Here is a 25,600-nt window from a genome sequence, read left to right as displayed (position 1 = left end):
TTTAATTTAAACAAGATATCATCAGGCCACACAAAATGTTTTGTGTGGTTTGGCGTTAATATTGCACCGTATTTTTAATTAAAGATAAATACATGAAAAACTGGATTCCCCTTCTTTTATTGCTTCTTGTCTTATCATCCTGTAAGACCCGTACCAAGGTTCAAAATGATACAGATCAGACACGGGACAGTATTACTACAACAGCGGATAAAGACAATGGAGCTCCAAAAGATGCCAACCAACCGGTGAGAGACAAACTCACTTTTTTCGAACATGTATTGATTCCACCCAAATTTGAGCAGATCAAGATCGACAGCAAAGTTCGGGTAGAAACAGGAAGTTATGTCCCTACCCTGGATGCCACTGTTTATATTGAAAATGATAAAAAGGTGTGGATGAATCTCAGAGCATTATTCATCAATGCGGCTAGAGGTATTGCTACTCCTGAAGGAATAAAAGGTCAGGATAAGATTAACAAAACCTATATTGATTCCGACTTTGATTATCTTAATAACTTACTGAATGTTAATTTCATTGATTATAAATCTTTGGAGAAAATCCTTTTGGGAAGAACTTTTGTCAAAATAAATGACAGGCAATTTGACCTGACACAAAATGCACAAGGCTTCAAAATGGTTTCTAATATCAATCAGAAAATTACGACTGATGAAAAAAACAGGGAATATAAAATTGCACTTCAATACGATACGAATTACGATTTATTGTCTGTCAATTTAAAAGATATTCTGTCTTCAGACGAACTTGATGTTTCTTATAGTGACTGGAATGAATATGAAGGAATCCGCCTTCCAAAAAATGTTAAAATAATTATAAAAGGTTCAAAATCTAGTCAAATCTTAATGGAAAATACGAAATTTGACTTTTCGAGGATGGAAACACCTTATTCTGTACCATCCAGTTATAAGAAAATTGAGATTAAATGATTAGAAAATTTAGCTTTTTAATAGGTGTTTTGATGTTTGGACTGCACCAGGGACAACAGAACAAAGAACAGCTGCAGAAGCAGAATGCCGAACTTAAAAAACAAATTGCACAAATAAATTCCGATTTAGCCAAAACCAGAAGTGAATCTAAGCTTTCTATAGCCTATCTTTCTAGTGTGAACCAAAAATTGGTTTTAAGAGAAAAGGTTTATAATAATACCCAGAAAGAAAAAAGATTCATTGAGGATGATATCTATTTACGTCAGCTTGAAATCAACCGTCAGAACAAAGAACTGGCGGTACTGAGAAAAAACTATGCTGAGGTTTTGGTGAATGCTTATAAAAATAAAGGCGTACAGAATAAAGTAACTTTTATACTTTCTGCCAAGAATTTAGGAGAAGGTATACGTAGAGTACAATACCTGAAACAATACTCAGATTACCAGGATAAAAAAGCAGCTGAAATTACCAATGCAGCCAACCTGATCAAGAAAACAATTGCACAAAGACAAAACTCTGTAAAAGAGAAAGCGAATCTTCTGGTAAACCAACAGAAGGATTTGGCAACAATCAATGCTGAAAGAGCCCAAAAAGAGCAATTGGTCACTGATTTCAAGAAAAACGAATCCAAACTGACAGCTGAGCTTAAGCAAAAACAAGTTCAGTCTAAAGCATTGGAAGGACAGATCAGAGCCATTATTGCAGAGGAAATCAGAATAGCTAAAGCAGAGGAAGAAGCAAGAAGAAAAGCAGAGGCAGAAAAAATACGTTTGGCTAAACTAGCTGCTGAAAGAGAAAAAGCAAGAATTGAAGCGGAAGCTAAAGCAAGAGCAGAAGCCCTTGAAAGAGAAAGAAGACTTGCTGAAGCTGAAGCTAAAAGAGCCGCAGATCTGGCAGCAAAAAGAGCTGAAGAAGAAAGAAAACGTAGTGAAGATGCTGCTAAAGCTGAAGCCAATGCAAGAGATGAATCCAGAAGAATAGCGGCTAAAAAAGCCTCAGACGAAGCCAATGCAAGAGCTAAAGACGCTGCAGATAAATTGACAGCCGCAAGAGCCGCAGAAGCAGCCCTTGCCAAGAGAAAAGAAGAAGATAAAAAAGCAGCTGAATCAAAAGCTATGACTAGCTACGGAGTTTCCACGGCTACCGGAAACAGCTTTGCAGACAACAGAGGAAGACTTGGTTATCCTGCAGACAGAGCCGGACAAATCACCCACCGTTTCGGAAGACAGCAGCACCCGGTTTTCAAAAATATCTCTGAAGACAATACCGGTATTAAAATTTCCGTGCCTTCAGGTACGCGTGCTAAATCTGTATTCCCGGGAACTGTATCTTCGGTGGTCGCAAGCAGTGATGGTACCAAGACCGTAATTATCAAACACGGAGGATATTTTACTATCTATTCCAACTTATCCAATGCAAATGTTTCCAAAGGACAGCAGGTTTCATCAGGAACTGCAATAGGTACTATAGCTCAGGATTTTGATGGCGCTTATACCCTTGATTTCCAAGTATGGAACGGAAGTACACCAGTTGATCCATTAGGTTGGATTTCATATTAAAAAAAGTGTAACTTTGCAAAAATTTTACGAGATGAATACACTAACAATACTTGCCTTATCTTGGCAACATATCCTTATCGTAGCAATACTTTTAGTATTACTTTTTGGAGGAAAGAAAATTCCGGAATTAATGAGAGGAGTAGGTTCAGGAATCAAGGAATTTAAAGATGCGGTAAAAGAAGAAGACAAACCTGGTTCTGAAAAAAAACCAACTTCGAACGATAATAATTCTCCAAGCAACTAAAATTCCTTAGAATTAATGAAATTTACTGAGACTGCATGGAAAGTCTTCAATCAAGCTATTGAAGACTATCACGTGTCTGATGACGTTAACACTCTAATTAATAACCCGTTCGAAAAAGATACTTTGGAACGGATTTTGTATGCAAAGAACTGGATTGATACCGTTCAATGGCATCTGGAAGATATAATTAGAGATGAAAATATTGATCCGGCTGAAGCTCTTCAACTCAAGAGAACAATAGACGCTTCCAATCAGAAAAGAACTGATCTGGTAGAATATATTGACAGCTGGTTCCTTACTAAGTTTGAAAATATAACTCCTAAATCTGAAGCAAAAATAAATACAGAAACTCCCGCTTGGGCAGTAGACAGATTATCAATTCTTGCATTAAAGGTTTATCATATGTCGTTAGAAGCGAATAGAGAATCTGCTTCTGAAGAACACAGAAACAACTGCCAGGCTAAACTGGATGTTCTGCTTACTCAGAAAGAGGATCTGTCAACTTCTATTAATCAGTTGCTTGCTGATATTGAGAACGGTAACGTTAAGATGAAAGTATACAAACAAATGAAAATGTATAACGATGAAAGTCTTAACCCAATCCTTTATCAAAAAGGGCAACAGAAATGAAACGACTAATTTTTCTTGGAGTACTTATCATATTAACATCTTCCTGCGCAACGGAAAAGCTAAACCTTTCCCCGTTGTCAAATAATTTTTATAGTGATACCAAAGGTTCTGATTCCGACAGAGGCTCAAAGAAGAATTTTAATATCAATATTAAAGAAAATGTAAATGCTTCTGAAATTTCAAATATGATCTCCACTTTTCCCAAGTTTAAAAACAATGGGTTGAACGATGAGGTTACCAGTTTGAAATACAGTCTTCAGAATTATTTATATGCTATTGATGCCAGTAATTCTGCCGGTAAGAGCAGAGCCCTTAAAAGCTTTGAAAAATCATACAAAAAAATTCAAAAGCTAAGACAGAATCTTGACAGAGATGACGATGAAGTTCTCAACAGATATCTGGTTCGTTTAAAAACCAATATCTCTGTTATTGAAGATGCTTTGCCAGGAAGTTAAAACTAATTGAACTATCAATGATTAAAATTCAGGCGGAAGCCAATGTTCCTACAGAGCACGGTACTTTCCGAATGATAGCTTTCTCCGAAAACGAAAATGACTGGATGCCTCATATGGCCATCGTTGCTGAAAATACAGATTTTTCAAAGCCTGTCAATGTTCGTTTCCATTCAGAATGTATTACCGGAGAAGTTTTCCATTCAAAAAAATGTGAATGCGGCCAGCAATTAGATGCTGCAATGAAATATATCCATGAAAACGGTGGAATTATCATCTACCTTCGTCAGGAAGGAAGAAACATCGGGATCATCAATAAGCTGAAGGCATATTCCCTACAGGAAAAAGGGTTGGACACCGTACAGGCCAATCTTGAACTGGGACTTCCTGCAGACGACAGAAACTTTGGCGTAGCCATTGAAATCCTTAATCTGCTGGATGTAAAAGACATCAACCTTCTGACGAATAACCCTGAAAAGGTAAAATATGTTGTAGACAGCAATATTCACCTTAATTCAAGAGTACCGCTACAGATTCCTGCAAACGAAATAAGCAAAGGATATCTGCAAACCAAAAAAGATTTCTTTGGACATCTTCTTGATGACAATGATAACTAAATAAAACAAAAGCTTCAGAATTTCTGAAGCTTTTTTATTTTACTACCTGCGAATACTGTCATTTAGGTTCAGACTGCAAATTTCACATGTAAAACGCTCAAATACGTCTTTAATTTAACAATACCTGACACTACTTATACTTATGGCGAATACATATAATTTTACACCATTGTCATTCTGACGAAGGAAGAATCTCATGTAAAGCCTGGATTCTTCATTTCACTGCGTTACATTCAGAATGAAAGAGTCATAATAATAAGATAGCAGGATTAATGTAAAATTGTATATAATTACCATACTTATTATAAGATACTGCTCAAATTACAGCACCCTATAAAATCATTTATAAAACCAGTAATAAATCAAAAGCCCCGAGATTTCTCCCGGAGCTTTTTTAATTATAAAAAACTGAAAAGATATTCTAAATTATTTAGTCTTGATTTTAGACTCGTCAATATTGTAATATTTAATTACACTCTTGTAATCGTTGTAATCTACTGCACTACCTTTAGCTGCTTTTGCGCCACCAGTACCTGTTCCGTTAGCTGGAAGAATAAGAACTCTGAAATTTTTATTCTGATAGTAAGACGGATTAGCTGTTAAACTAAATCCAGCACTAGAATTAATATTAATAGTAGCAGCAAATTTACTGAATTCATAAATATAATCTACAGCATCATTATTCGCATTACCTACATAACGAGTATAGGGAAGAAGTTTCCAGATAGGAGAACCTCCGTCAGTTCCAACCTGCATATAAATAAGGACCATATCAGACTGTACTAATGGGCTGTTAAAATCATCAGTCCATCTGTAAAGATTATCATCAACCCTAGTAAAACTAGGACTTATATCAAATGACTGGTTTATAGTATCATAATCTGTTCCCTGTACTACAGTGTCATCATCATTATCACAGCTATAAGCAGTAAAACTTACAGCACCCAGGAATAAAAAGAGAAGTATTTTTTTCATTTCTTATTAAAGTTTAGTTATTATTTATATTGCGTATTCAAATCATATACCAAAAATCTCAAAAACTTTGTTTTCCTCATTTTTTTAATTGTATTTTTGTTCTTATTCAAAAAGTCATGAAGAAATTATTATATACTTCACTCTTTATTGTCGCATTGATAAGTCCTAAGGTGAACGCCCAATATCAGCCTAAAAATGCTTCTAAGGAAGATTTGAAAAAGGCTCACCAATGGGTTGACAAAACCTATAAAAATCTTTCTCAGGATGAAAAACTAGGACAGCTTTTTATTGTGGCACTTTATACCAATAAAGGTGAAGACTATATCAGCCAGGTAAGAAATATTGTTGCCAATGATAAAATAGGCGGTCTGATTCTGATGCAGGATGATGCTGCAAGAGAAATCAATCTGGTCAATGAATTTCAGCAAAAATCTAAAGTTCCTTTAATGATTGGTATGGATGCTGAATGGGGTCTTTATCAGAGAATCGCGGCGGCTCACAAATTTCCATGGGCAATGACATTGGGCGCTATCCAGGATAAAAATCTCGTGTATCAGATGGCCGCAAAGATTGCTGAAGACTGTCATAGAATGGGAATCAACTGGGATTTCGCACCTGTAGTAGATGTGAATACCAATCCTAATAATCCAATCATTGGCAACAGAAGTTTTGGTTCTGAAGTAGATAATGTAATCAGCTCTGCCCTATCCTATTCTAATGGTCTTCAGGACAACAATATCTTAGCAGCGATTAAACATTTCCCTGGACACGGAGATACCAGCACAGACTCACACCTTGACCTTCCTGTAGTTTCCCACTCAATGGAAAGGCTTAATACAATAGAACTGGCACCGTTCAAAGCATTGATGAATAAAGGAATCGGCGGAGTAATGGTTGCCCATTTATATGTTCCAAGCTTAGAATCAGGAAAAGGCATCCCTGCTTCTGTTTCTAAAAATATCATTACAGGATTATTGAAAGATAAACTAGGTTATAAAGGTTTAATCATTACCGATGCCTTAAACATGGGCGCTGTAGCAAATAAGTACAAACCAGGTGAACTGGATGCTATGGCATTTAAAGCTGGAAATGACATTATGCTTTTCTCTCAAGGCGTTTCTGAAGGTAAAAAACTGATTCAGAAAGCTATTGATAAAGGAGAAATTCCTCAGTCCAGAGTAGAGGAAAGTGTGAAAAAAATCTTATTGACAAAATATTTCCTTGGACTGACTCAATACACTCCAAAAAATCCGGAAAATATTAATACTGACCTGAATAATAATTCTCATATTACTTTGGTACAGAATCTTTATTCTAATGCATTGACTTTATTAAAAGACGAAAAGAAATTACTTCCTCTTACAGGAAAGCAGATGTACTATGTCCCTTTGGAAGAAGCTCCTTATCAGACTTTTGCCAACAGATTGGGTAATAATATAATCATTAAAAAAGCGGGAGAAATTAATACGATTCCAGCCGGATCAACGGTAATCGTAGGTTTCCATAAAGATAATTCTACCGCTTATAAGCCTTATAAAATTTCAGCAGAATCTAAGCAGGTGCTTTCTGATCTTACGAAAAATCAAAATGTAATACTGAATGTATTCGGAAGTGCTTACGCATTAAAGGATATTGATATTTCAAAAGTTTCAACAGTTCTGGTTTCTTATGAAAACAATGATGACTCTATGAATGCCGCAGCAGATGCTCTGAACGGAAAAACAAAAATATGGGGAAAACTTCCTGTACTGGTGAATGATCAGCTGAAACCAGGAATGGGGATTGATCTTAATGCGGTTACCTCAGCAAATAATACAACATCAAAACAACAATAATCTAATGAAAATAGGCATACTTTGCTATCCAACATATGGAGGAAGCGGAATTGTAGCAACAGAATTAGGAATGTCTCTTGCCAATAAAGGATATGAAGTACATTTCATCAGTTCTGCACTTCCAGCAAGATTAGACATCACCAACCCGAATATTTTCTTCCACAGGGTAAATGTTCAGACCTATCCGCTTTTCCAGTATCAGCCTTATGATATTGCCTTAAGCTCGATGATCTACAGGGTTGTCAATCTTTATAAACTGGATCTTCTTCATGCACATTATGCCATTCCGTATGCGTATGCAGCTTTTACAGCAAAGCAAATGCTTCAGGAAGACAATAATGATATTCCACTGGTGACGACTCTGCACGGTACAGATATTACCCTTGTAGGCCAGCACCCGAGTTATAAACATGCTGTAGAATTTTCCATCAACCAGTCAGATGCTATTACTTCAGTTTCTGAAAGTCTGAAAAAAGATACCCTTCAGTTCTTTAACATCAAAAAAGAAATTCAGGTGATTACCAATTTTATTGACAATTCTGAATTTGATGACTGCTCTGAGTGCCAGAGAACACAATTTGCCAATCCTGATGAAAAGATCCTGATCCATGTATCCAACCTTCGTCCTGTAAAACGTGTGGACGAAGTACTTCAGATCTTTAAGAATGTGGAGAAAAAGGTAAAATCCAAACTGATCATCATTGGTGAAGGTCCTGATATGGAAAAAGTCAATCAGTTTTTAGAAGAAAATCCGGATCTTATTTCCAAAATCCGTCTTTTAGGAAAGGTGAATGATCTCTATAAAATCTTACAGCTTTCTGATGTATTTCTTCTTCCTTCCGAGCAGGAAAGTTTCGGTTTGGCAGCTTTGGAAGCCATGGCAGCTTATACTCCGGTGATCAGTTCCAATGCAGGAGGAATTCCTGAAGTGAATATTCAGGGTGAGACTGGATATCTTGCTGAAATCGGAAATGTGGAGGCCATGAGCAACTACACCATCAAGCTGTTAAGCAATGACGAACTTTTGACCAAAATGAAACAAAACGCAAAAGATCAGGCTATAAAATTCGATTTGAAAAACATTCTTCCGATCTATGAGAAAATGTATAGAACGACTATAGAAAACTTTAATAAGGAATTTTCAAAAGTATAAAGAGAGTCGTTATATTATCAATAGCCACAATATTTAAGAAATATTTGTGGCAATTTTTTAATGATACCTAAACTATTGATGTCGTGGAGTCAAATAAATTAATTGAACATTTCTCAAAATATATAAAACTCAATATTGAAGAAATTGAATTAATTGATTCTTTATTCACACCTAAAAACCTGAAAAAGAAAGAATTCTTATTGAGGAGCGGTGAAACCTGCAGAACAGAAAGTTTTATCATCAGCGGGTGCCTGAGAACTTATTCAATTGATGAAAATGGATTTGAGCATACCCTAACGTTTGCCATAGAAGATTGGTGGACCGGGGATTTATTAAGTTTTTTAACAGAAACACCTTCTTTTTATAATATTATTGCATTAGAAAATACTGAAATCCTCCAGATCACAAAAATAGATTTAGATAAACTATATCTTGAAGTTCCAAAACTGGAACGCTATTTCAGGCTGCTCATACAGAATGCATATGTATCACAGCAACAAAGAATTAATCAAAATCTGTCACAAACAGCTGAACAACGATATCTGGAATTTATTGGGAAGCACTCCACATTTCTACAGAGAATTCCACAAAAACATATAGCTTCATATCTTGGTATCACACCTGTATTTCTAAGTATGCTCAGAAAAAAACTGATCCAAAAGTAATTTCTTCAACTACTTTAATTTTTTTGTTGGCTGTTATCCTCAATTTTATGAAATGAAAAATAAAATTTTTAACACCAACGACGATTGGACAGGATTTGTGATTAGACTCACACTTGGATTAATAATGTTTCCGCATGGAGCTCAAAAAATGTTTGGCTGGTTTGGCGGACCCGGATTCAGTAAAGAAGTTGAACACCTGACAGAATATATGCATCTGCCTTGGATTATTTCAGTAATGGTAATTCTAACAGAATTTTGGGGATCTGTCTCTTTAATTATGGGCTTGGCTTCAAGATTATGGTCCGTAGCTTTTGGCGTCTTGTTCCTTAATATTATCTTCATAGCTCATTTAGAAAATGGTTTCTTTATGAACTGGTTCGGAACCCAGAAAGGCGAAGGCTACGAATATCATCTATTGGTGATTGGATTATGTATTGCTTTAGGATTAAACGGAAGTGGAAAGTATTCTGCAAATCAATTGATTTCTAAAAAATAACGGCTGAACAATGTTTCTATTGAATATGGACAGAAATACACAGCAAAATAAAAAAACTTAACAGCATTCTCCATAAATCCCGCTTAGAAAATATTTTTTTCTATAAATCAATAAATGTATAGAACGGCTATAGAAAACTTTAATAAGGAGCTGACGAAAGCATAATATTTACATTATATTTATCGTCACACTTATGACGGAAAAACTACTTCAATATCTTTGGAACTATAAGGTTTTTAAAAATTTTGACTTCAAGGATATTGAAGGGAATTCCGTTGAGATCATCCATTTCGGAAAATGGAATAAAAATGCCGGCCCCGATTTTCTGGATGCCAAAATCAAAATCAACGGTTTGCTTCTCGCAGGAAATATAGAGCTGCATGTTCGTTCCTCAGACTGGATTTTCCACAATCATTCTCAGGATCCCAATTATCAGAACATCATTCTGCATGTTGTACTTCAGCATGACATAGAAATTCAAGAACTTACAGGAAAGCATGTTCCAACGTTGGAACTGAAAAATCATATCGATGAAAATATCATCTTGAAATATGAAAAGCTCATTAATGGAAATGAATTTATTCCCTGTGAAAAAATCTTTGATCCAAAAAAAGTACCTGTTCACTTCCACGAAGAGAATATCCTTAAAAAGCTAGATGAGAAATCTCTGGAACTTGAACAGAATTTAATTCACTATAAAAATAATTTTGAAGCCGTTCTATTTCACAGTTTTGCTTATTCATTCGGATTAAAAGTAAACGCCCATATTTTCCGGCAGATTGCTGAAAGTGTGGATTACAGCATTATTAATAAAATCCGCCAGAATTCTCTTCAGCTGGAAGCTTTATTTTTCGGAATATCGGGATGGCTCGAGGATCCAAAAGACGGACAGATGAAAATATGGAAAAGAGAATTTGATTTCATTAAAGCCAAGTTTTCGATTTCGGATCTAAAGTTTCATCCTAAGTTTTTAAGGTTAAGACCTCCCAATTTCCCTACAATAAGATTGTCTCAGTTGGCCGACCTATACAAACATCAGAATCTATTCTCTAAGATTATGGAAGCCAGGAATGGGGATCAGCTGTATAATTTATTTAGAACTATAAAAGCTTCTGAATACTGGGATTTTCATTTTAATTTCGGAAATATTTCAAAAGTACAGCCTAAAACACTGAGCAAAGATTTCATTAATCTTCTTATTTTAAATACTGTTCTTCCTTTAAAATATACTTATCACAAATACCATCGTGAAGAGATTGCAGATGAAATTATTGAACTGTACAGAACCGTCTCTCCCGAAAAAAACACCATCGTTACAGGCTGGGAAAAACTTGGACTGAAGATTACCAATGCTTTGGAAAGCCAGAGCCTGATCTATCATCATAAAAACTATTGTGAAGCAAAAAATTGCTTAGCGTGCGGCATTGGATTCAAACTTTTAAAAGAATAATTCTCTGTAGCAGATAGAGGGTATTATACAAAACCTTATCAAAAAAATTCCTTAACTTGCAGTATTGGATTTAAACTTTTAAATAACAATCTGGAAATGCTGAGTAATATCCGTCATAAAATGGAAAGAGAGTGGTTTGGTGTACTGACAAGAACGGGTGCCAAGCTGGGAATTCCTGTATCTAAACTGAGAGTTTTCTTCATTTACTCTACTTTTGCCACAGTGGGTTTTTTCTTTCTGATCTATCTGGGATTGGCATTCACGCTTTGGATTAAAGATATTTTCATCACCAGAAGACCTAGTGTCTTTGATTTATAAATTATGGAATTTTTACCGATTACTTCTGCTGAAGATCATAGAATTAAAGACATCTATACTTCTTATACAACCACTTTTCCTCCGGACGAACAAAGAGATAAAGAACAGTTTGAGGGCTTATTTTCAAATCCGCATGTAAAATTCATGTCTGTCATCCATGAATCGGAAGCTATTGGCTACCTCATCTTGTGGGAACTTAGCACTTTTGTTTTTGTAGAGCATTTTGAAGTATTTGAAGCATTCAGAAGTAAGAAGCTGGGTTCTCATATTATCAATCATATTTCAGAAAACTATCCGGGTGTTATTTTAGAAATTGAACCTTCAGATTTGAGTGAAGATGCAGCAAGACGTTACTCTTTTTATCAGAGAAATAATTTCAGTCTGATTGATGATACGCATATTCAGCCGAGTTATGGAGAAGGAAAAAAGTCTTTGAATTTATGGCTGCTGGCCAATTATACTCCTGAAAATGTAGAGGAAGCAAAAAAAGAAATTTACAATATTATTTATCACTAAAAATATAAAACGCCGGAATTGTTTCCGGCGTTTATTGTTTATTTTTTAATCACAAAAGTTTTAAACATTTAATTCTCTGTGGTTTTGTAAAATTTAGACAATGGTTCTTCTAATTCACTTCGTACTCAAGTTTTATGGTGATACTGGCTTCTTTTTCTTTGGATGAAGTATTGAAAGTTCCTCCATAGGAATAGTCTTCATTAGAATTGGGGGCTGTAATCTGGATAACTCCCATTGTTGCTTTTTTCAGGTTTCCCAAGCTACTTCCAGAGTTTTCTGCAATTTTCTCAGCACGTTCTTTGGCATCTTTTGTTGCACTGGCAATCATTTCCTGCTTCACGGTTGCCAGTTTAGTATAAAAATAAGCAGGTGAGGAAGAAGTGAATTCAATTCCGCGATTGATAATTTCCGTAATATTTCTGGATAGGTTTTCTATTTTGCTTACTTCTTTACTTTCAATAGAGACTTTTTGGGTAAGGTTATAACCAGAGAATTCTCCCTGCACATAATTTCCGTTGGCATCATTATAACTTCTGAACTGTTTTTGGATGTCCACGGAAGAAAATACAATCTCCTTCTGTTGTATCCCTTTTGAAACCAGGTAATCATTGATTACTTTTCTGTCGGTCGCCAGCTCATCATAAGCCGATTTCAGATCAGCATTATTTTTAGAAAAACTTCCGGACCAGGTGATCAGGTCTGACGTAAACTGCTTTGTACCTAGCCCTGTGACGGAAATTGTATTTTCAGATTTATTTCTGTTTTTAATGGCATTTCCTAAAAATCCGAGCCCGATTATAAAGCCCAGCGCGGCTATAGCTACTGCAAAAATATTTTTATTCATAAAACTTGTGAATTTGGGTTGTTGTTACACTTAAAATTGTATCAATTACCATTCCAATATTTTAAGATTTTTTTAACATTTAAAAAATTAAAAAACCTGAAGATTCACACAACTATTTTTGATTCTGTTTCAGCCTCTCTATAAAAAGAGGTGCCGTTTCTTCAAGCCTCAACATTACGCCTGAAAGATTTTTTGCTTTCACATACGTTCGTACCTGAGGCTTCGCTAAGAATGAAAACTGAATAAATTCTGAAATTCTGTCGGCCGGAATTCCGGCTTTTACAAAATAATCATCATCTATCCTATCCCGAACCCAGGCAACATGTTCCTGAAGGTCATCATATTTATATTGTCTTTTCTGTCTTCTGGCTTTACCGCTTATCAGATCATAAACTCCCTGAACATTCAGATTTCCTAAGAGTATTGGCAAAAGAACGCTTTTCACTTCGGCCGGCTTTTCTCTCATTTTTCCAACCGGCTGCGGAAGTCCCACAGCATCTCTCACCTGTTCTCCTTTATCTACTTTTGCCACAATCCGTGAGTCTGTTTCCAGATCTCCCGTGAGTTTTTTTACGATCTTTACTTCTCCCACATCTCTCGGAATCTGATAAAGAGTAATAAACAGCGGCAAATTGACACCATTGGCAAGAACTCTTCTGGATGTTCTGTTGAAGTCTTCTTTTACAAATCTCAGTTCATCATTAGGATTGGCTTCTATAGAAAACACACCCTCTGAATCAGAATATACTTTTTTATCGGAAGACATATTAATAATGATCACTTTACTTAAGTTCTCCCCGCTATCATCCACTACCCGTCCCGTTACGGTCTGTTGAGAAAAAATAAAAGTACTGCACAGAAGCATAAGGAAAAGAAGAAATTTTCTCTGCCTCAATGATTCAATATTTTCAGTCATATGTCCCAACTTTTATTATTCTTTAGTTCCTTCCAGTTTATTTGTTTTACTATATTCCGCAAATGCTGTTTTAAGCTCATATTCTACCACACTTATCTGAAAATCCTTCCTGTACCTTTTTGCCAGTGAACGTGTTTTTTCTGCATAAAGGAGAAAGGCATCTATCTGCTCCTCGTCCATACCGTATTTTTTCAGAAAATTCAGGTTGATCTGATTTCTTATTCTTTTAAGGAAATCCTGGGTTTCATTATAGTTTGCTTTGGTAATTTTAGGTTTTGTTACCTTCTTCACCAAACCTGATACAGCATTAAATACACCAAACAGGTTTACCTGCCCCGCATTATAATCATGTCCTGTAAAAGTTTTTGAAACAGTATTATTAGGCAAAGGTTGATTAAGCGGACTTTTCATATACTCCTCCATATCTGATTTTAACGACTGAAGCTTTCTGGATTCATTCAGATGCTGATTATCTTTCGCTAAATTTCCTGTAGGTCTGTAGGTAATCTTCACTTCAGAAATCTGGATTTCCATTCTTTTGAGAATGATATTCAATGGAGAATTCATTTCTTCGCTGGTAATTTTCTTATCCACGCGGTAATATCCTTCTTTGACGAACCTGATCTCATCGTTTTCTTTTGCTTCAATTTCAAATTTCCCGGACATATCACTTAACATGCTTTTACCTTGTGAAATATTGACAATGAGCACAGGAGTTAAGTCCAGTTCGTTTCCTGTAATCACTTTTCCCGATATCTTTTGCTGTGCCCACAATCCAGAAGCGATACAAAAAAGCACAAGAAATAAAACCCTCCCGGTATATATCCTATCCATCTATCTTTTAGTTTGTGGAGCTCGATAGGATGAAATTCTTGTCAGAACAAAACGTTGAAATCTGTTCAGGTCTGCATCACTGCAGAAACCGTACTTCAGTATTTTCTTCCTTTCAAAACCGCCTGCAAAAACATAGTAAATAAAATGGTCTATCAATGGCTTTTCAATCTTAAGATTGGTAAAATAATCATCTCCAAGACTTGCTCTGATATACTGCATCAAATCTACATCATCCCATTTGTCTTTCACTTTTCCTATAGAGAACCCCTGCCCTTTAGGCTGTACAAACTCTCCGGGTTTTGCTGCTAATATTCTTGGGTCAGATTTCTGAGCCATATATTTGTCCATATCTTTGAGTAGCTTTTCAACCTTTTTAGGCTTGTTGTAGAGCTTTGAATCTATTTTCAGGTTTCCGGTAAGGCCTTGCTTTACTTCCACTTCAGGAATCTGAATGGTTTGGCGAACAAGGCTTATATTCATAGGAGACTGTACATTTTCCTGAGAAACTTTTCTCATGAGTCTTTCATATCCTGCTTTTATAAAACGTAATTCATCTCCTTGTCTTCCGGAAATCATAAAATGGCCGTCTCTGTTGGAAACGACTATTTCATCAGTCCGGATATTGATGACATTCACATCTTCCATTTCAGCACCGTTTTCAGAAGTAATTTTTCCGAATATATAACTTTGGGCATGGGTATGGATAAAAAAAATAAAGGATAAAAAAAAGAATAGTTTGAGTTTCACTGGCTGTTTTTTATAGAGCAAAGCTAAAATTATTTTTAATGTATACCATAAGTTTAACCACAGTTAACGCGTTTTAATATTTCTTTTTGATTTTTGCCTTACAAACTGTTAAATAGCCCGATTAAATTGTTAAAGTTTCTTTTAAATTTTAGCTAACTTGCAGTCTCAATTCTCTTTTTACAATGCAAAATTCTTACACAGTCATCAATGCTTCTGCCGGATCCGGTAAAACATATGCCCTGGTACAAAGGCTTCTGATGATCTGTCTCCGCTATCCTAATCAACAGCAGTCGATCAGGAATATTCTCGCTCTGACTTTTACCAATAAGGCAGCCAACGAGATGAAGGAAAGAATTTTATCATGGTTAGGAAATTTCTCTGATAAAGACTATGCAGAGAATACAGATCTGAAAAATATTCAGAAAGCATTTGAAGAACAGGGACTAAAAATTACAATTGATGAACTTCATCACCGTTCTAAGAAACTGCTGGATTATGTTCTCCACAATTATTCCACATTGAATATCGGAACTATTGACCGTTTTAATTCAAGGCTGGTAAGAAGCTTTTCTTATGAATTGGGACTGGCTAAAAATTTTAATCTTGAAATTGAAGCTGAACCTTTTTTGATAGAAGCGGTTGATAAAATGCTGGACCAGATCGGGGAAAATGAAACGATTTCCAATTCTTTCATGGACTATGTAGATTATAGTCTTGAAAACAATGAAAGAATTAATCTTAATAAAAATCTTTATGATTCGGCAAAAGAATTTGTAAAGGATATTCACTATGAGCATCTGAAAAGCAATAAGAGTTTTGACGATGCCAATTATGAAAATATAAAAAATACGCTTCGTAAAGAAATTGTTCTCAATAAAAAACAGTCTGCAGAACTTGCAGCCGGTTCTATTGAATTATTTAAATCCAGAAATATTGATATTGAAGATTTTGCACAGGGTAAAAACGGAATCGGAGGTTTCTTTACTAAGGTTATAGATTTTTACCAGCAGAAAAGAGCCGGTTTTCCTTTTCCTACTACACAGGAAGAATCTGTTATCAACAATTACAGAAAGGGAGCCTCTTCAAAATCAAAGCATAAAGAATCTGAAATTTTTGAGATTCTTGACCAGCTTCTTGATAACAGAATGAAACTGATTCTTCTGTACATTGAGACTCAAAAGAAAGAGAAAGTATTATCTGCTCTTCTGCCTTTAAAGGTAAACAAAGATATTCAGGATGAACTTCAAAAAATTGAAGAGGAAAATGATCTTGTTCTTCTTTCTAAATTCAATATCCTGATCAACGAAAATCTTAAAAATGAACCTTCTGCTTTTATTTACGAAAAGGTAGGCGCACAGTTTCAGCATTATTTCTTTGATGAGTTTCAGGACACGTCAGAACTGCAGTGGCAAAATTTTGTTCCATTGAGAGATCATAGTGTTTCTACGGAACATACTTCGTTTACATTGGTAGGTGATCCCAAGCAAAGTATTTACAGATTCCGTGGCGGAGAAAGTAAACTGATGCTGGATATTATCAACAAAAAAGAATTTTCACCAAAGGAAGCTGAGCTTCTTGTATTAAAGGACAACTGGAGAAGTGCCAGAAATATTGTACATTTTAACAATGAGCTGTACCGTTTTCATTCTGAAGGACTTTTGGAAGAACATCAGAATATTTTCGGGGAAGATGCTGAACAAAGTCCAAAATCAAAAATTGACGGGCGTGTAAAGGTAAACCTGATCGACAATCTTACAAATGAAGAGTTCTACAACGATACTTCAGAAAGAATGCGGAAAGATATTCAGGAATGTCTGGACAATGGCTTTAAGTTTTCTGACATCACTATCCTTTGCCGTGGAAATTTTGATATTTTCAGCTATTCTCAGAAACTGGGAAATTTAAAAGTTAAATATCGCGGTGAGGAAACGAATATTAAAACAATTTCCGATAAAGGCCTTACGCTGGAACTTTCCAATACGTTAAAAGCTGTGATTGAATTTCTGCGATGGGAACTTAATCCTAAGAATAAACATTGCCTGATTATGATGATGTATCATCTGAATACACTGGGAAAAATTCATATGCCTGATTTCACCTTGGAAATGAAAGAAATTCTGGACATTGAGGGGCATGAAGAAATACTTCAGTTAATTCAGGATAAATACTCGCTGCAGCTTAAGCAGGATAATTTTCCGAGATTTAATCTGTATAATTTCATAGAATATTACATCAACGAATTTTCAGTTGAGAACAAAGAGACCGACTTTTTACTGAACTTCCTGGAAATGCTTTTCAACTTTACCCAGAATGCGGGTGCCAGTACGAAAGAGTTTTTGAAATACTGGGATGAGGAAGCTTCTTCTTACACCATTCAGGCTTCGGACAACATTGATGCAATCCAGATCATGACCATCCACAAATCTAAAGGGCTGGAGTTCCCCATTGTTTTTATTCCTATGATCAACAAAAACCGGGATAGTGAATTTACCAACTGGTTTGATACGAATGAAAATGAAGCCTTAAAATCCGTGAACATCAACCAGTTTAATAAGAATCTGGAAGTTTATGATGAGGAAATCCTGTTTTTCAACAGCAAAAATTCTTATAAGAATATGATTGACAGGCTATGTCTGCAATATGTTGCCACCACAAGACCTGTTGAGCAGCTGTTTTTCTATATTCAGAAGGCCAATAAAACCTCAAATAACCTTGAGCTTCTTGAATTCCTTCAAACAAAAAATCCGGAACAGGCTGATGAGTTTGATGTGTATGAAGTGAATCCTGAAATGCTGAAAAAAAACTCGAAAGATAAAACTTCATTATTTAAAACACAGAATATTCAGGATCTTAAGAATGTCAACGAAAAAAGTACTTCTATTAAGATTGCTACTCCATCTAAAAATTACCAGGTGCGAAATGAGAAGGTAAGGATCGGGTTATTTGTTCATGAGCTTTTGTCAAAGATCAATACTGAAAAAGATATTTCAAAAGTGCTGGAAGGCTATGCGCTGGAAGGCCAGATTACGCTGGAGGAAAAAAATGAAATACAGCTTACATTAGAGGAGATTGTGAAAACTTATGCGGAATTCTTTGATGAAAAATGGGAAGTGATCAACGAGAAAGACATTATGATCTCTGAAAATGGGGAAAGTCATATATTCAGGCCTGACCGTATTTTAAAAGGAGAGGAAGGTTATATCATCGTTGATTTTAAAACTGGTGAACAGAAAACCAAAGACGAAGCACAGGTAGAAGGCTATAAGAATATTCTTGAACATCTGGGGAAAAAGGTTCTTAAAACTCAGATTATTTATCTTTAAATTTTTCAGATCAAAAATAAAAACCGCTATTCTATTGGATAGCGGTTTTATATTTTGAGAAGTTTCGGTCTTAAGCTGTTGTCGCAGGAACAAATACTCTCTGAGATAATTCCTGGTCAAAAAGGTATAGTGCTGATGGGTTATCGCATACCATTTTGATTTTCGTTACGTACTGAGATGCGCTGGCTTCTTCTTCTACCTGCTCGTTGATAAACCACTGCAGGAATGACGTTGTTGCAAAATCTCCTTCATCGTTGGCATTTTTTACAATATTGAAAATACTTTTAGTAACTATTTTCTCATGTGCCAATGCTTTTTCAAAAATATCTGTTGCATTTTCGAACTCATGTGGAGGTTTTGGAATTTCTCCGATGATAATTTCCCCGCCTACATCATTCAAATAATCAAACATTTTATCTGCGTGCATTAATTCTTCTTTGCTCTGTACTCTGAAATAGTTGGCAATTCCATCCAGATCTTTTCCGGAAAACCATGCAGACATTGAAAGATAATATTGAGCGGCGTATTGTTCGTGGGCAATTTGTTCGTTAATTAATTTTGCAATTTTTTCGCTAACCATAAGTATTAAATTTATAGTCAAAAATAGGGAATAAAAGCCCGAAATCAAAGGTTTTAAATAAAATTAATACAAAAAGGATGGAAAAACATCCATCCTTAACACATTAAAAAACTAAAATTACAAGCTGTTATTTTACATCAGCAGCTCCTGTATTCATAGGCTTTTTCATCATTCTTCTTTCTTTCATTGCCATCTTCACTTTTTCTGCTTTTGCTTTTCTGTCAGCCTGCCATTTATCGTATTGTTCAGGGTTTAAAATTTTTTTCATGTCAGCATCCATTTGAGCTTTCTTGGCCATCATCTCCTGCATTTTAACCTGTCTATCTCCTTTATTTTTCTCAAACTCAGCTTTTCTTTCAGCATTTCTTTTGTCCTGAAGGTCCTTTATCTGCGCTACCTGAGACTCGTTCAGATTAAGGCCTTTTTTCATTTCTGCAAGGCGTTCCTGCTGTTTCTGCTCCATTTTCTGTTTCATTTCCACGGCTCTTGCCTGTCTGTCTTGTGGAGTTGTAGTCTGTTGTGCCATTGCAAAACTTCCCATTCCGATAAATGCTATTGCTAAAACTAATTTTTTCATCTTTTTTAAAATTTAATTAATTGTTATTTTGTTATTATACCTTTTTGATTATTAATTAAAACAGAAGTTAAATTAACAAATTCATAAATAATGTTAAATTTTAACAAAAATAAATCACCAAACAAACAAAAAAAGGACAGATTATAAAAAACCTGCCCTTCACACCACTTAAATATAATATATGAAAATTAATTCTTTACTAAGCTGCCTCTAAAGCCTCCATTACCACGGTTAGAACTTTCAGATCTTTGTCTGGAGCTTCCTCCATTTCCTCTGAATCCGCCATTATCTTCTCTTTTAGGTGCTTCTCTTCTCACTTCACTGTTTCCTCTGAAGCCGCCTCCGTTATTACTTCTGAATCCTCCGTTATTATCGGCATTTCCTCGGGTTCCTCCATTATCAGAATTTCCTCTGAATCCTCCGCTGTTATTAGTTCTGAAACCTCCGTTATTGTCAGCACTTCCTCTATTCCCTCCATTGCTGTTTCTAAAACCTCCGTTATTATCACGGAAACCTGAATTTTCTGAGGTTCTCGTATTTTTGAAACCATTACCACCCCTGTTGTCTCTTCTGACAATATCAAAAGTAGGGTTATCCATTCTACGGAATCTTGATCTGTCTACTCTGTAAATATTGATATTGACATTTCTATATCTTGGCATTACAGTATATCTCGGTACATAGTATGATCTTCTGTAATTCTGGAAATATACAATCGGACTGGAACCTCTGTAATAGTTATTTTGGAAAACAACAAATACTCTTGGTCCTAATATCCTTTCCATAGCATAAAATCTATCATAATACCATCTGTCCGGATTATATCGGTAGAAATTATTCCAAGCTGTAAAACTTGCATACAGATTATTAAGTCTCATGATCTGATCTATCTGCCAGCGACTTAATCTGTTCTGTACGAAAAATCCGTTCCAGTCGATATTAATGATACTTCCTCTGTAGTCGTTATAATAGCTTTGATAGTAATCACTTGGATAATAATCCTGAGGATAATTGTAATAATAATCGTCAGGGAAATAATTTCTGTCATCTTCATCGCTGTAATACCCATCTCCATTCTGATAATAACCATCATTGCCCCAACCATTGTTCGGATACTGCTGAGCTGACGTCAAAACGCCCAACCCAAAAGCTAATCCTAAAAATATTTTTTTCATCTCTATAGTCGTTAATTGGTTAATATATAGCAGAATATCTTAATTCTATCTTTTTGATACAAATAAAAAAAAGAAGTTAAATCATAAGATCAAACTTCTTTTAAATTATTTTTAACTAATTGATAATCAGGTGTTAAATTTACATTCTACCACTATCTTTTATCCAAAAAGCAATCTTTTCATTAAAAGATTCTTTCTTTTTAAGGTCTTCCAGCTTTATGTGCATCCTGTAACGCCAGTAATGTGGGAAAACTGCAGGATTGTTGATTCTTTCATTATCTATTTTCTCATTGGTAAGTTCTGCATCTGTTGCCAGGAATTCCTGAATCGGGAAAATAGCCAGCATAGCATCGTTATATAAATGCTGCTTCATAATGATCTCTGCAAGATGAGGGCTCAGATCTGCTGGGGCCTTGCCATACTGTATGAGCTGCTGGTTGAAGTATTTTTGTGTAAGAGCAGGATCTTCTTTCCACCATTGTCTCAAGGTTGAGCTGTCGTGTGAAGATGCTGTCACTACATTCATATAGTTTGCATTCTTAGGATTATAGAACGGAATATTTTCAGAAGGCATTCTCTGTACCTTCAAAGCAATAATGGCTAATTCGTCCATTACAACCGGCACACATGCAGGAACCATCCCCAGGTCTTCTCCGCAGATCAGCATTTTGGTAGCATTGAGGATAACAGGAAGTTTTTCCATTGCTTTTTCAGACCAGAGATGATCCTGTCTTCTGAAGAAATAATCGTGATACAGATCATAAATACTTTTCTGCTCCAATTCGGGAAGATGTTTGTAAGACTCTGTATTGTACACATTGAACCTTGGATGATAAACTGTTTTCCCGTTTCTCTCTTCTGTTAAAAACAAAACATTGGCACACAGGGAAATCAATTGTTCTTCAAGCGGACCATATGATTTCTTCTTAAAGAAATTAACCAGTTTTCTCTGGGAGTCGAATTCTTCTTTTAATACATAGGTTCCGTCTGCATTACGGTTCATAAATTCAAGAGCTTTTCCGCTGTCTTTTCCAAAATATTCCCATAAGACCTGATTGTTGATAAAAGGCTTACAATACCTTTCGAAATTAAACGGAATCTGCCATGCTTTAAATTCCTCCACAACGATGGGAACAGCCGGATAAAAGTACCCTAAAATCCCCTGTACGGCAGAAACAGGCATTCTCCATATTCTGAAGAAACCAAGAATGTGATCAATTCGCATCGCATCAAAATACTGTTCCAGTGCTTTGAACCTGTTTTTCCACCATCTGTAATCATCAGCTTTCATAGCTTCCCAATTGTAGGTCGGAAATTCCCAGTTCTGTCCGAGTTCTGTAAACTGATCAGGTGGAGCACCTGCCTGAAAATCCATCCCGAATAATTCCGGTTCTGTCCAGGCTTCTACGGAATATCTGTAAATTCCAATCGGAAGATCTCCCTTCAACGAAATTCCCAGGTTATGGGCATAATCAACGGCATCTTTCAACTGGACATGCAATTGATACTGTACCCAGGCATGAAGCATAGAGAGGTCATAATCTTTGTTTTTCGTTGTAAAGAACTGTAAGATTTTTCCTGCAATATATTTTTTGTGGGTTTTCCACTCGTTGAAATTGGGTGTTTTATATTTATCCCTCAATACGCAGAATGCAGAATAAGGAATAAGCCAATGTTCATTATCCTTGATGAATTTTTTGAAGTTTCTGTCTTTATAAATTTTATCTTTTTCTGCATAGAAAATGGCGGTAAGATATTTCCATTTACCTTCGATCATTTTTTCATAATCGATCAGATCCAGGGTGTTTAACTTCTCTTTTTCAGCTAAATACAACTCAACTAATTCTTTAGGTAAAGAATATTCAAGCTTTTCTAATGATATATATTGTGGATGCAGCGCATAAACGGATACCGCTGCATAAGGATAGGAATCTGTCCAGGAATAATTCGCAGTTGTATCATTGATCGGAAGAATCTGAATAATACCAAGATTCGTTTCTTTTGTCCAATCAGCCAATTTTTTAATATCCGCAAATTCCCCTACACCGAAACCGCCTTCGCTTCTCAATGAGAATACGGGAACAGCAACTCCGGCATCATGGTACATCTGATATCCCTTAAATCTAAAATAATGATTGGAAACAATCTGCAGAACATCATCTAATAGATTAGCAACCGTAAATCTGTTTTCTCCGGTTTCCACATCAATGACTCTGTTTTCTTTGGTATCGTAAATACAATATTTGAACTGGATAAATTCATCCTCCGGAATTTCTACAGAAGCTTCCCACATTCCGAAATCTGTCTGATGCAGGTGAATAACTTTTTCATAGCTCCAGTTTCCTAAGGATGCCGTGCTTCCAAAGAGTACAATTCTCCAGTCCGGATTATAAATAGGAGCTTCTATTCTGAATAAATGGGTATGCTTTTTTAAAACCGTTATTTTTTCGGGTACAAAATCATGCAGTTTATTGTAAAGAATTTTATTGTTTAAATAGTTTTCAGGAAAGTTTTTGTTATTCCATTCATCAAAAACTATAAACTCCTTATAATTATGAGGAAAACTAAGATGGTGTGAAACAAATTCCTCTCTTAAGACATTGCCTTTTTCACTGACTACCCGGTATTGATACGAAATTGATTTTGAGAAATTGTCAACTTCACATTTCCACAATCCATTCTCAGCATAAAACATAGTATGGACATGTACTGCAGTTCCTTCCTCACCAATTACCAACTGCAAATTTTCTCCAGCCTTTACAATATATCCTACATTAAAGTATAGTTTCATCTATATTTTTTTATAAAAGTACATTTTAATATCGAAAAATAAAACTTATTGAATATCAAATAATCATTAAAAAACCTTTTCAAATTGATTTGAAAAGGTCTTTATATTCTTACTTATATTTTGCAATTATCTTGTTACGAGAATCTTCTTATTAAATATCGCTTTTCCGGATTCATCCGTAATATTTACAATATAAGCCCCACTCACCAATCCTTTAAGATATACTTTCTCATCCAATGAAGCATCTTTTACAGACAACTCCTGAGTCATTACATTTTTGCCGGACATATCAAAGATATTCAGTTTAATATTACCTTTCAGATTCTTATTAGCATGAACGTTGATATAGTGCTCATCTACCTTTGTAGGATAAATGTCCAGATTATCCGTCATAGCCTTGATGCCGGAAGCTTTATCATTCACAAAATATTTACTCGCCAGATCATAAATATGCAGCCCCTGTTCTCCCGGAAGCTGCTTAGCTTGTAAAGTTGTGAGATCTACCTCATATAGGGCAGCTCCTTTTGCACTGGCAATCACCACTTTTCCAAGAGCATTTACAGCGGACCCGTTGACAGAATAATTCTCAGGAATTCCGGTAATTTTACCTACGAATCTGGCTTTTAAATCTTTTGTCAGAACCTTGAAAACATTTCCTGAAGCTGCGAAAACATAGAAATTATTATCTGCATCAGCAATCATATCTCCACCAAATCCGGTTTCCATAGCTGTAAATGAATTTCTACCGTTAGACGGATCATCCTTGACAATTCCAAGATCATTGACTATATATTGTCCACCTTTTTTACTGATTTCCAGAAACTGCGTTCCCGCATTATTCATGGCATAAATACTTCCATTATACCCTGTTGCCATTCTTGTAACATGAGAATTGATATCACATGACGATACTCTTGCCACAGTATTTTCTACCAATGTAATTTCCTTAGTTTGTGGATTTAAAACATAGATATTAGACGAAAACATAGGCATATACACCAGATTATTATTCGAAGAATCATAAGCCAGGGCAGCCAGGGTTATGGCTTGAGAATTACTGTAAGAATTTTTATCTTCAGCTACAATGCCTCTCCTGGTTTGGGAAAATACTTTTGCTGAAGAATCGGCTGTAAAAACTTTCTCTCCGGAAGTTCCATTAGCCGCATCAATGGTGCGGAAATCATTGAAAGTAATACTCTGAGTCTCTTTTCCAGCAATCGCAAAGAAATCCTGCTGTGCTTGTGCATTCACACCGAATAGCAATAAAAATAGAGGGAATAAATGTTTTTTCATATTATATATTTTTAGATTCGTAAATCATTTTGATAATACTAAGTTACACAATTTTCAAGTTAAAAAAACAAAAATCCCGGGTATTTGAATAAAGTTGATAATAAATTAATGAATATCCGGATATTATCAGTCATCCCTTCATCCTGTTAATCAGCGCAATAAATAAAAAATAATTAATAGTTCAAATTATAAATGATAATTGATGAGTAATAAGTAACTCATGATCTGTTATATTTTCAGGAGCCTTTTCCCGCTATCATTCATACTCCTCACGCTAAAGCTCTCCAACTCTCCAACCCTGCAACTCTCCTACGCAAGCTGCGGGGTAACCATTACTATCGGGGCTAGGGGGCAAGACGGATTATGAATGATGCGTTATGAATTATGAGTGGTGGGATCCGAGATTCGGGGTTCGGGTTGCGTTTTCTTGAGTTCTGCTTAAAACAGGTTCATTATATTCAATAGAAATGATTTTATCCTTTTTTCATCAAAAGCTCTCCATGATCATCTGCGAAAATCCGTGTCCTCTGCGGTTAAACCAATATTTATTCAATAGGAGCGGGCTTTAGCCCGTTCTCATGTAAAAGCAATATTTCCATATGGCTTCAGCCCAAACTTAGAGTTGATGCATCTTTATAAAATTTAAAAGGTATTGTTGAGACTCCT

The 25,600-nt window shown here is 35.6% G+C and carries 24 protein-coding genes; 14 read left to right on the top strand and 10 right to left on the bottom strand.

What is annotated here, in order from left to right:
- Positions 1-92 precede the first annotated feature (92 nt).
- From FW781_RS21010 to ribA, 6 genes are read left to right on the top strand one after another with little or no spacing between them, the layout of a single operon-like run.
- Positions 93-944: a DUF4292 domain-containing protein gene (locus tag FW781_RS21010; protein WP_149389216.1), complete on the top strand. Its 852-nt coding sequence runs from the start codon at positions 93-95 to the stop codon at positions 942-944.
- On the top strand, positions 941-2,503 hold the full coding sequence (locus FW781_RS21005) for a murein hydrolase activator EnvC family protein (RefSeq protein WP_149389215.1): 1,563 nt from the start codon (positions 941-943) through the stop codon (positions 2,501-2,503). The genes FW781_RS21010 and FW781_RS21005 overlap by 4 nt, the downstream gene beginning before the upstream one ends.
- 31 nt (positions 2,504-2,534) lie before the next feature.
- Complete coding sequence (locus FW781_RS21000; protein ID WP_047373994.1) at positions 2,535-2,747, top strand: twin-arginine translocase TatA/TatE family subunit; 213 nt, start codon at positions 2,535-2,537, stop codon at positions 2,745-2,747.
- Positions 2,748-2,762: 15 nt separating this feature from the next.
- A complete protein-coding gene (locus tag FW781_RS20995) occupies positions 2,763-3,377 on the top strand; it encodes a DUF4254 domain-containing protein (RefSeq protein ID WP_149389214.1) in 615 nt (204 codons plus the stop codon).
- Complete coding sequence (locus FW781_RS20990) at positions 3,374-3,832, top strand: hypothetical protein (RefSeq protein ID WP_047373996.1); 459 nt, start codon at positions 3,374-3,376, stop codon at positions 3,830-3,832. Before FW781_RS20995 ends, FW781_RS20990 begins: the two co-directional genes overlap by 4 nt.
- Positions 3,833-3,849: 17 nt before the next feature.
- A complete protein-coding gene (ribA, locus tag FW781_RS20985; RefSeq protein ID WP_034695719.1) occupies positions 3,850-4,446 on the top strand; it encodes a GTP cyclohydrolase II in 597 nt (198 codons plus the stop codon).
- A gap of 426 nt (positions 4,447-4,872) precedes the next feature.
- Here the strand turns inward: ribA and FW781_RS20980 are convergent, their stop codons facing one another.
- Positions 4,873-5,421: a hypothetical protein gene (locus FW781_RS20980; protein WP_149389213.1), complete on the bottom strand. Its 549-nt coding sequence runs from the start codon at positions 5,419-5,421 to the stop codon at positions 4,873-4,875.
- Between the two features lie 116 nt (positions 5,422-5,537).
- Between FW781_RS20980 and FW781_RS20975 the strand changes: the two genes are divergently transcribed.
- The 7 genes from FW781_RS20975 (at position 5,538) to FW781_RS20945 (ending at position 11,854) form a co-directional block, all read left to right on the top strand.
- On the top strand, positions 5,538-7,256 hold the full coding sequence (locus tag FW781_RS20975) for a glycoside hydrolase family 3 protein (RefSeq protein ID WP_149389212.1): 1,719 nt from the start codon (positions 5,538-5,540) through the stop codon (positions 7,254-7,256).
- A gap of 4 nt (positions 7,257-7,260) precedes the next feature.
- A complete protein-coding gene (gene bshA, locus FW781_RS20970; RefSeq protein WP_047382874.1) occupies positions 7,261-8,409 on the top strand; it encodes an N-acetyl-alpha-D-glucosaminyl L-malate synthase BshA in 1,149 nt (382 codons plus the stop codon).
- A gap of 83 nt (positions 8,410-8,492) precedes the next feature.
- Entirely contained in the window at positions 8,493-9,074 is a 582-nt protein-coding gene (locus FW781_RS20965) for a Crp/Fnr family transcriptional regulator (RefSeq protein ID WP_149389211.1), read from the top strand.
- Positions 9,075-9,126: 52 nt separating this feature from the next.
- Positions 9,127-9,570: a DoxX family protein gene (locus FW781_RS20960; RefSeq protein ID WP_149389210.1), complete on the top strand. Its 444-nt coding sequence runs from the start codon at positions 9,127-9,129 to the stop codon at positions 9,568-9,570.
- A 193-nt stretch (positions 9,571-9,763) separates the two neighbouring features.
- Entirely contained in the window at positions 9,764-11,020 is a 1,257-nt protein-coding gene (locus tag FW781_RS20955; RefSeq protein ID WP_149389209.1) for a DUF2851 family protein, read from the top strand.
- 96 nt (positions 11,021-11,116) lie between these two features.
- Positions 11,117-11,338, top strand: a complete 222-nt coding sequence (locus FW781_RS20950; protein ID WP_149389208.1) for a PspC family transcriptional regulator — start codon at positions 11,117-11,119, stop codon at positions 11,336-11,338.
- Between the two features lie 3 nt (positions 11,339-11,341).
- Entirely contained in the window at positions 11,342-11,854 is a 513-nt protein-coding gene (locus FW781_RS20945; RefSeq protein WP_149389207.1) for a GNAT family N-acetyltransferase, read from the top strand.
- A gap of 109 nt (positions 11,855-11,963) precedes the next feature.
- Here the strand turns inward: FW781_RS20945 and FW781_RS20940 are convergent, their stop codons facing one another.
- From FW781_RS20940 to FW781_RS20925, 4 genes are all read right to left on the bottom strand, one after another.
- On the bottom strand, positions 11,964-12,698 hold the full coding sequence (locus tag FW781_RS20940; RefSeq protein ID WP_149389206.1) for an SIMPL domain-containing protein: 735 nt from the start codon (positions 12,696-12,698) through the stop codon (positions 11,964-11,966).
- A gap of 112 nt (positions 12,699-12,810) precedes the next feature.
- Positions 12,811-13,614, bottom strand: coding sequence for a carboxypeptidase-like regulatory domain-containing protein (locus tag FW781_RS20935; protein ID WP_228720249.1), 804 nt, complete (start codon positions 13,612-13,614; stop codon positions 12,811-12,813).
- A 15-nt stretch (positions 13,615-13,629) separates the two neighbouring features.
- The gene (locus FW781_RS20930) at positions 13,630-14,448 is read right to left on the bottom strand and encodes a carboxypeptidase-like regulatory domain-containing protein (RefSeq protein WP_149389205.1); all 819 of its coding nucleotides are present in this window, start codon (positions 14,446-14,448) and stop codon (positions 13,630-13,632) included.
- Entirely contained in the window at positions 14,449-15,195 is a 747-nt protein-coding gene (locus FW781_RS20925) for a hypothetical protein (RefSeq protein WP_149389204.1), read from the bottom strand.
- A gap of 182 nt (positions 15,196-15,377) precedes the next feature.
- Here FW781_RS20925 and FW781_RS20920 point away from each other — a divergent pair, with 182 nt between their 5' ends.
- Positions 15,378-18,518 (top strand): UvrD-helicase domain-containing protein, encoded by a 3,141-nt coding sequence (locus FW781_RS20920; protein WP_149389203.1) that lies wholly within the window; start codon positions 15,378-15,380, stop codon positions 18,516-18,518.
- A 70-nt stretch (positions 18,519-18,588) separates the two neighbouring features.
- Here FW781_RS20920 and FW781_RS20915 read toward each other — a convergent pair whose 3' ends face one another.
- From FW781_RS20915 to FW781_RS20895, 5 genes are all read right to left on the bottom strand, one after another.
- A complete protein-coding gene (locus FW781_RS20915; RefSeq protein ID WP_047374012.1) occupies positions 18,589-19,098 on the bottom strand; it encodes a ferritin in 510 nt (169 codons plus the stop codon).
- A gap of 127 nt (positions 19,099-19,225) precedes the next feature.
- Complete coding sequence (locus FW781_RS20910; RefSeq protein WP_149389202.1) at positions 19,226-19,675, bottom strand: hypothetical protein; 450 nt, start codon at positions 19,673-19,675, stop codon at positions 19,226-19,228.
- A gap of 188 nt (positions 19,676-19,863) precedes the next feature.
- Positions 19,864-20,850, bottom strand: a complete 987-nt coding sequence (locus tag FW781_RS20905; RefSeq protein ID WP_149389201.1) for a hypothetical protein — start codon at positions 20,848-20,850, stop codon at positions 19,864-19,866.
- Between the two features lie 139 nt (positions 20,851-20,989).
- Positions 20,990-23,641, bottom strand: a complete 2,652-nt coding sequence (locus tag FW781_RS20900; RefSeq protein ID WP_149389200.1) for a 4-alpha-glucanotransferase — start codon at positions 23,639-23,641, stop codon at positions 20,990-20,992.
- 126 nt (positions 23,642-23,767) lie between these two features.
- A complete protein-coding gene (locus tag FW781_RS20895) occupies positions 23,768-24,934 on the bottom strand; it encodes a T9SS type A sorting domain-containing protein (protein ID WP_149389199.1) in 1,167 nt (388 codons plus the stop codon).
- Positions 24,935-25,600 lie beyond the last annotated feature (666 nt).

The organism is Chryseobacterium panacisoli (assembly GCF_008274625.1).
Classification (GTDB): Bacteria; Bacteroidota; Bacteroidia; order Flavobacteriales; family Weeksellaceae; genus Chryseobacterium; species Chryseobacterium panacisoli.
Note: the sequence above shows the minus strand (reverse complement) of the source record. Positions and strands in the feature narration are given on the sequence as shown.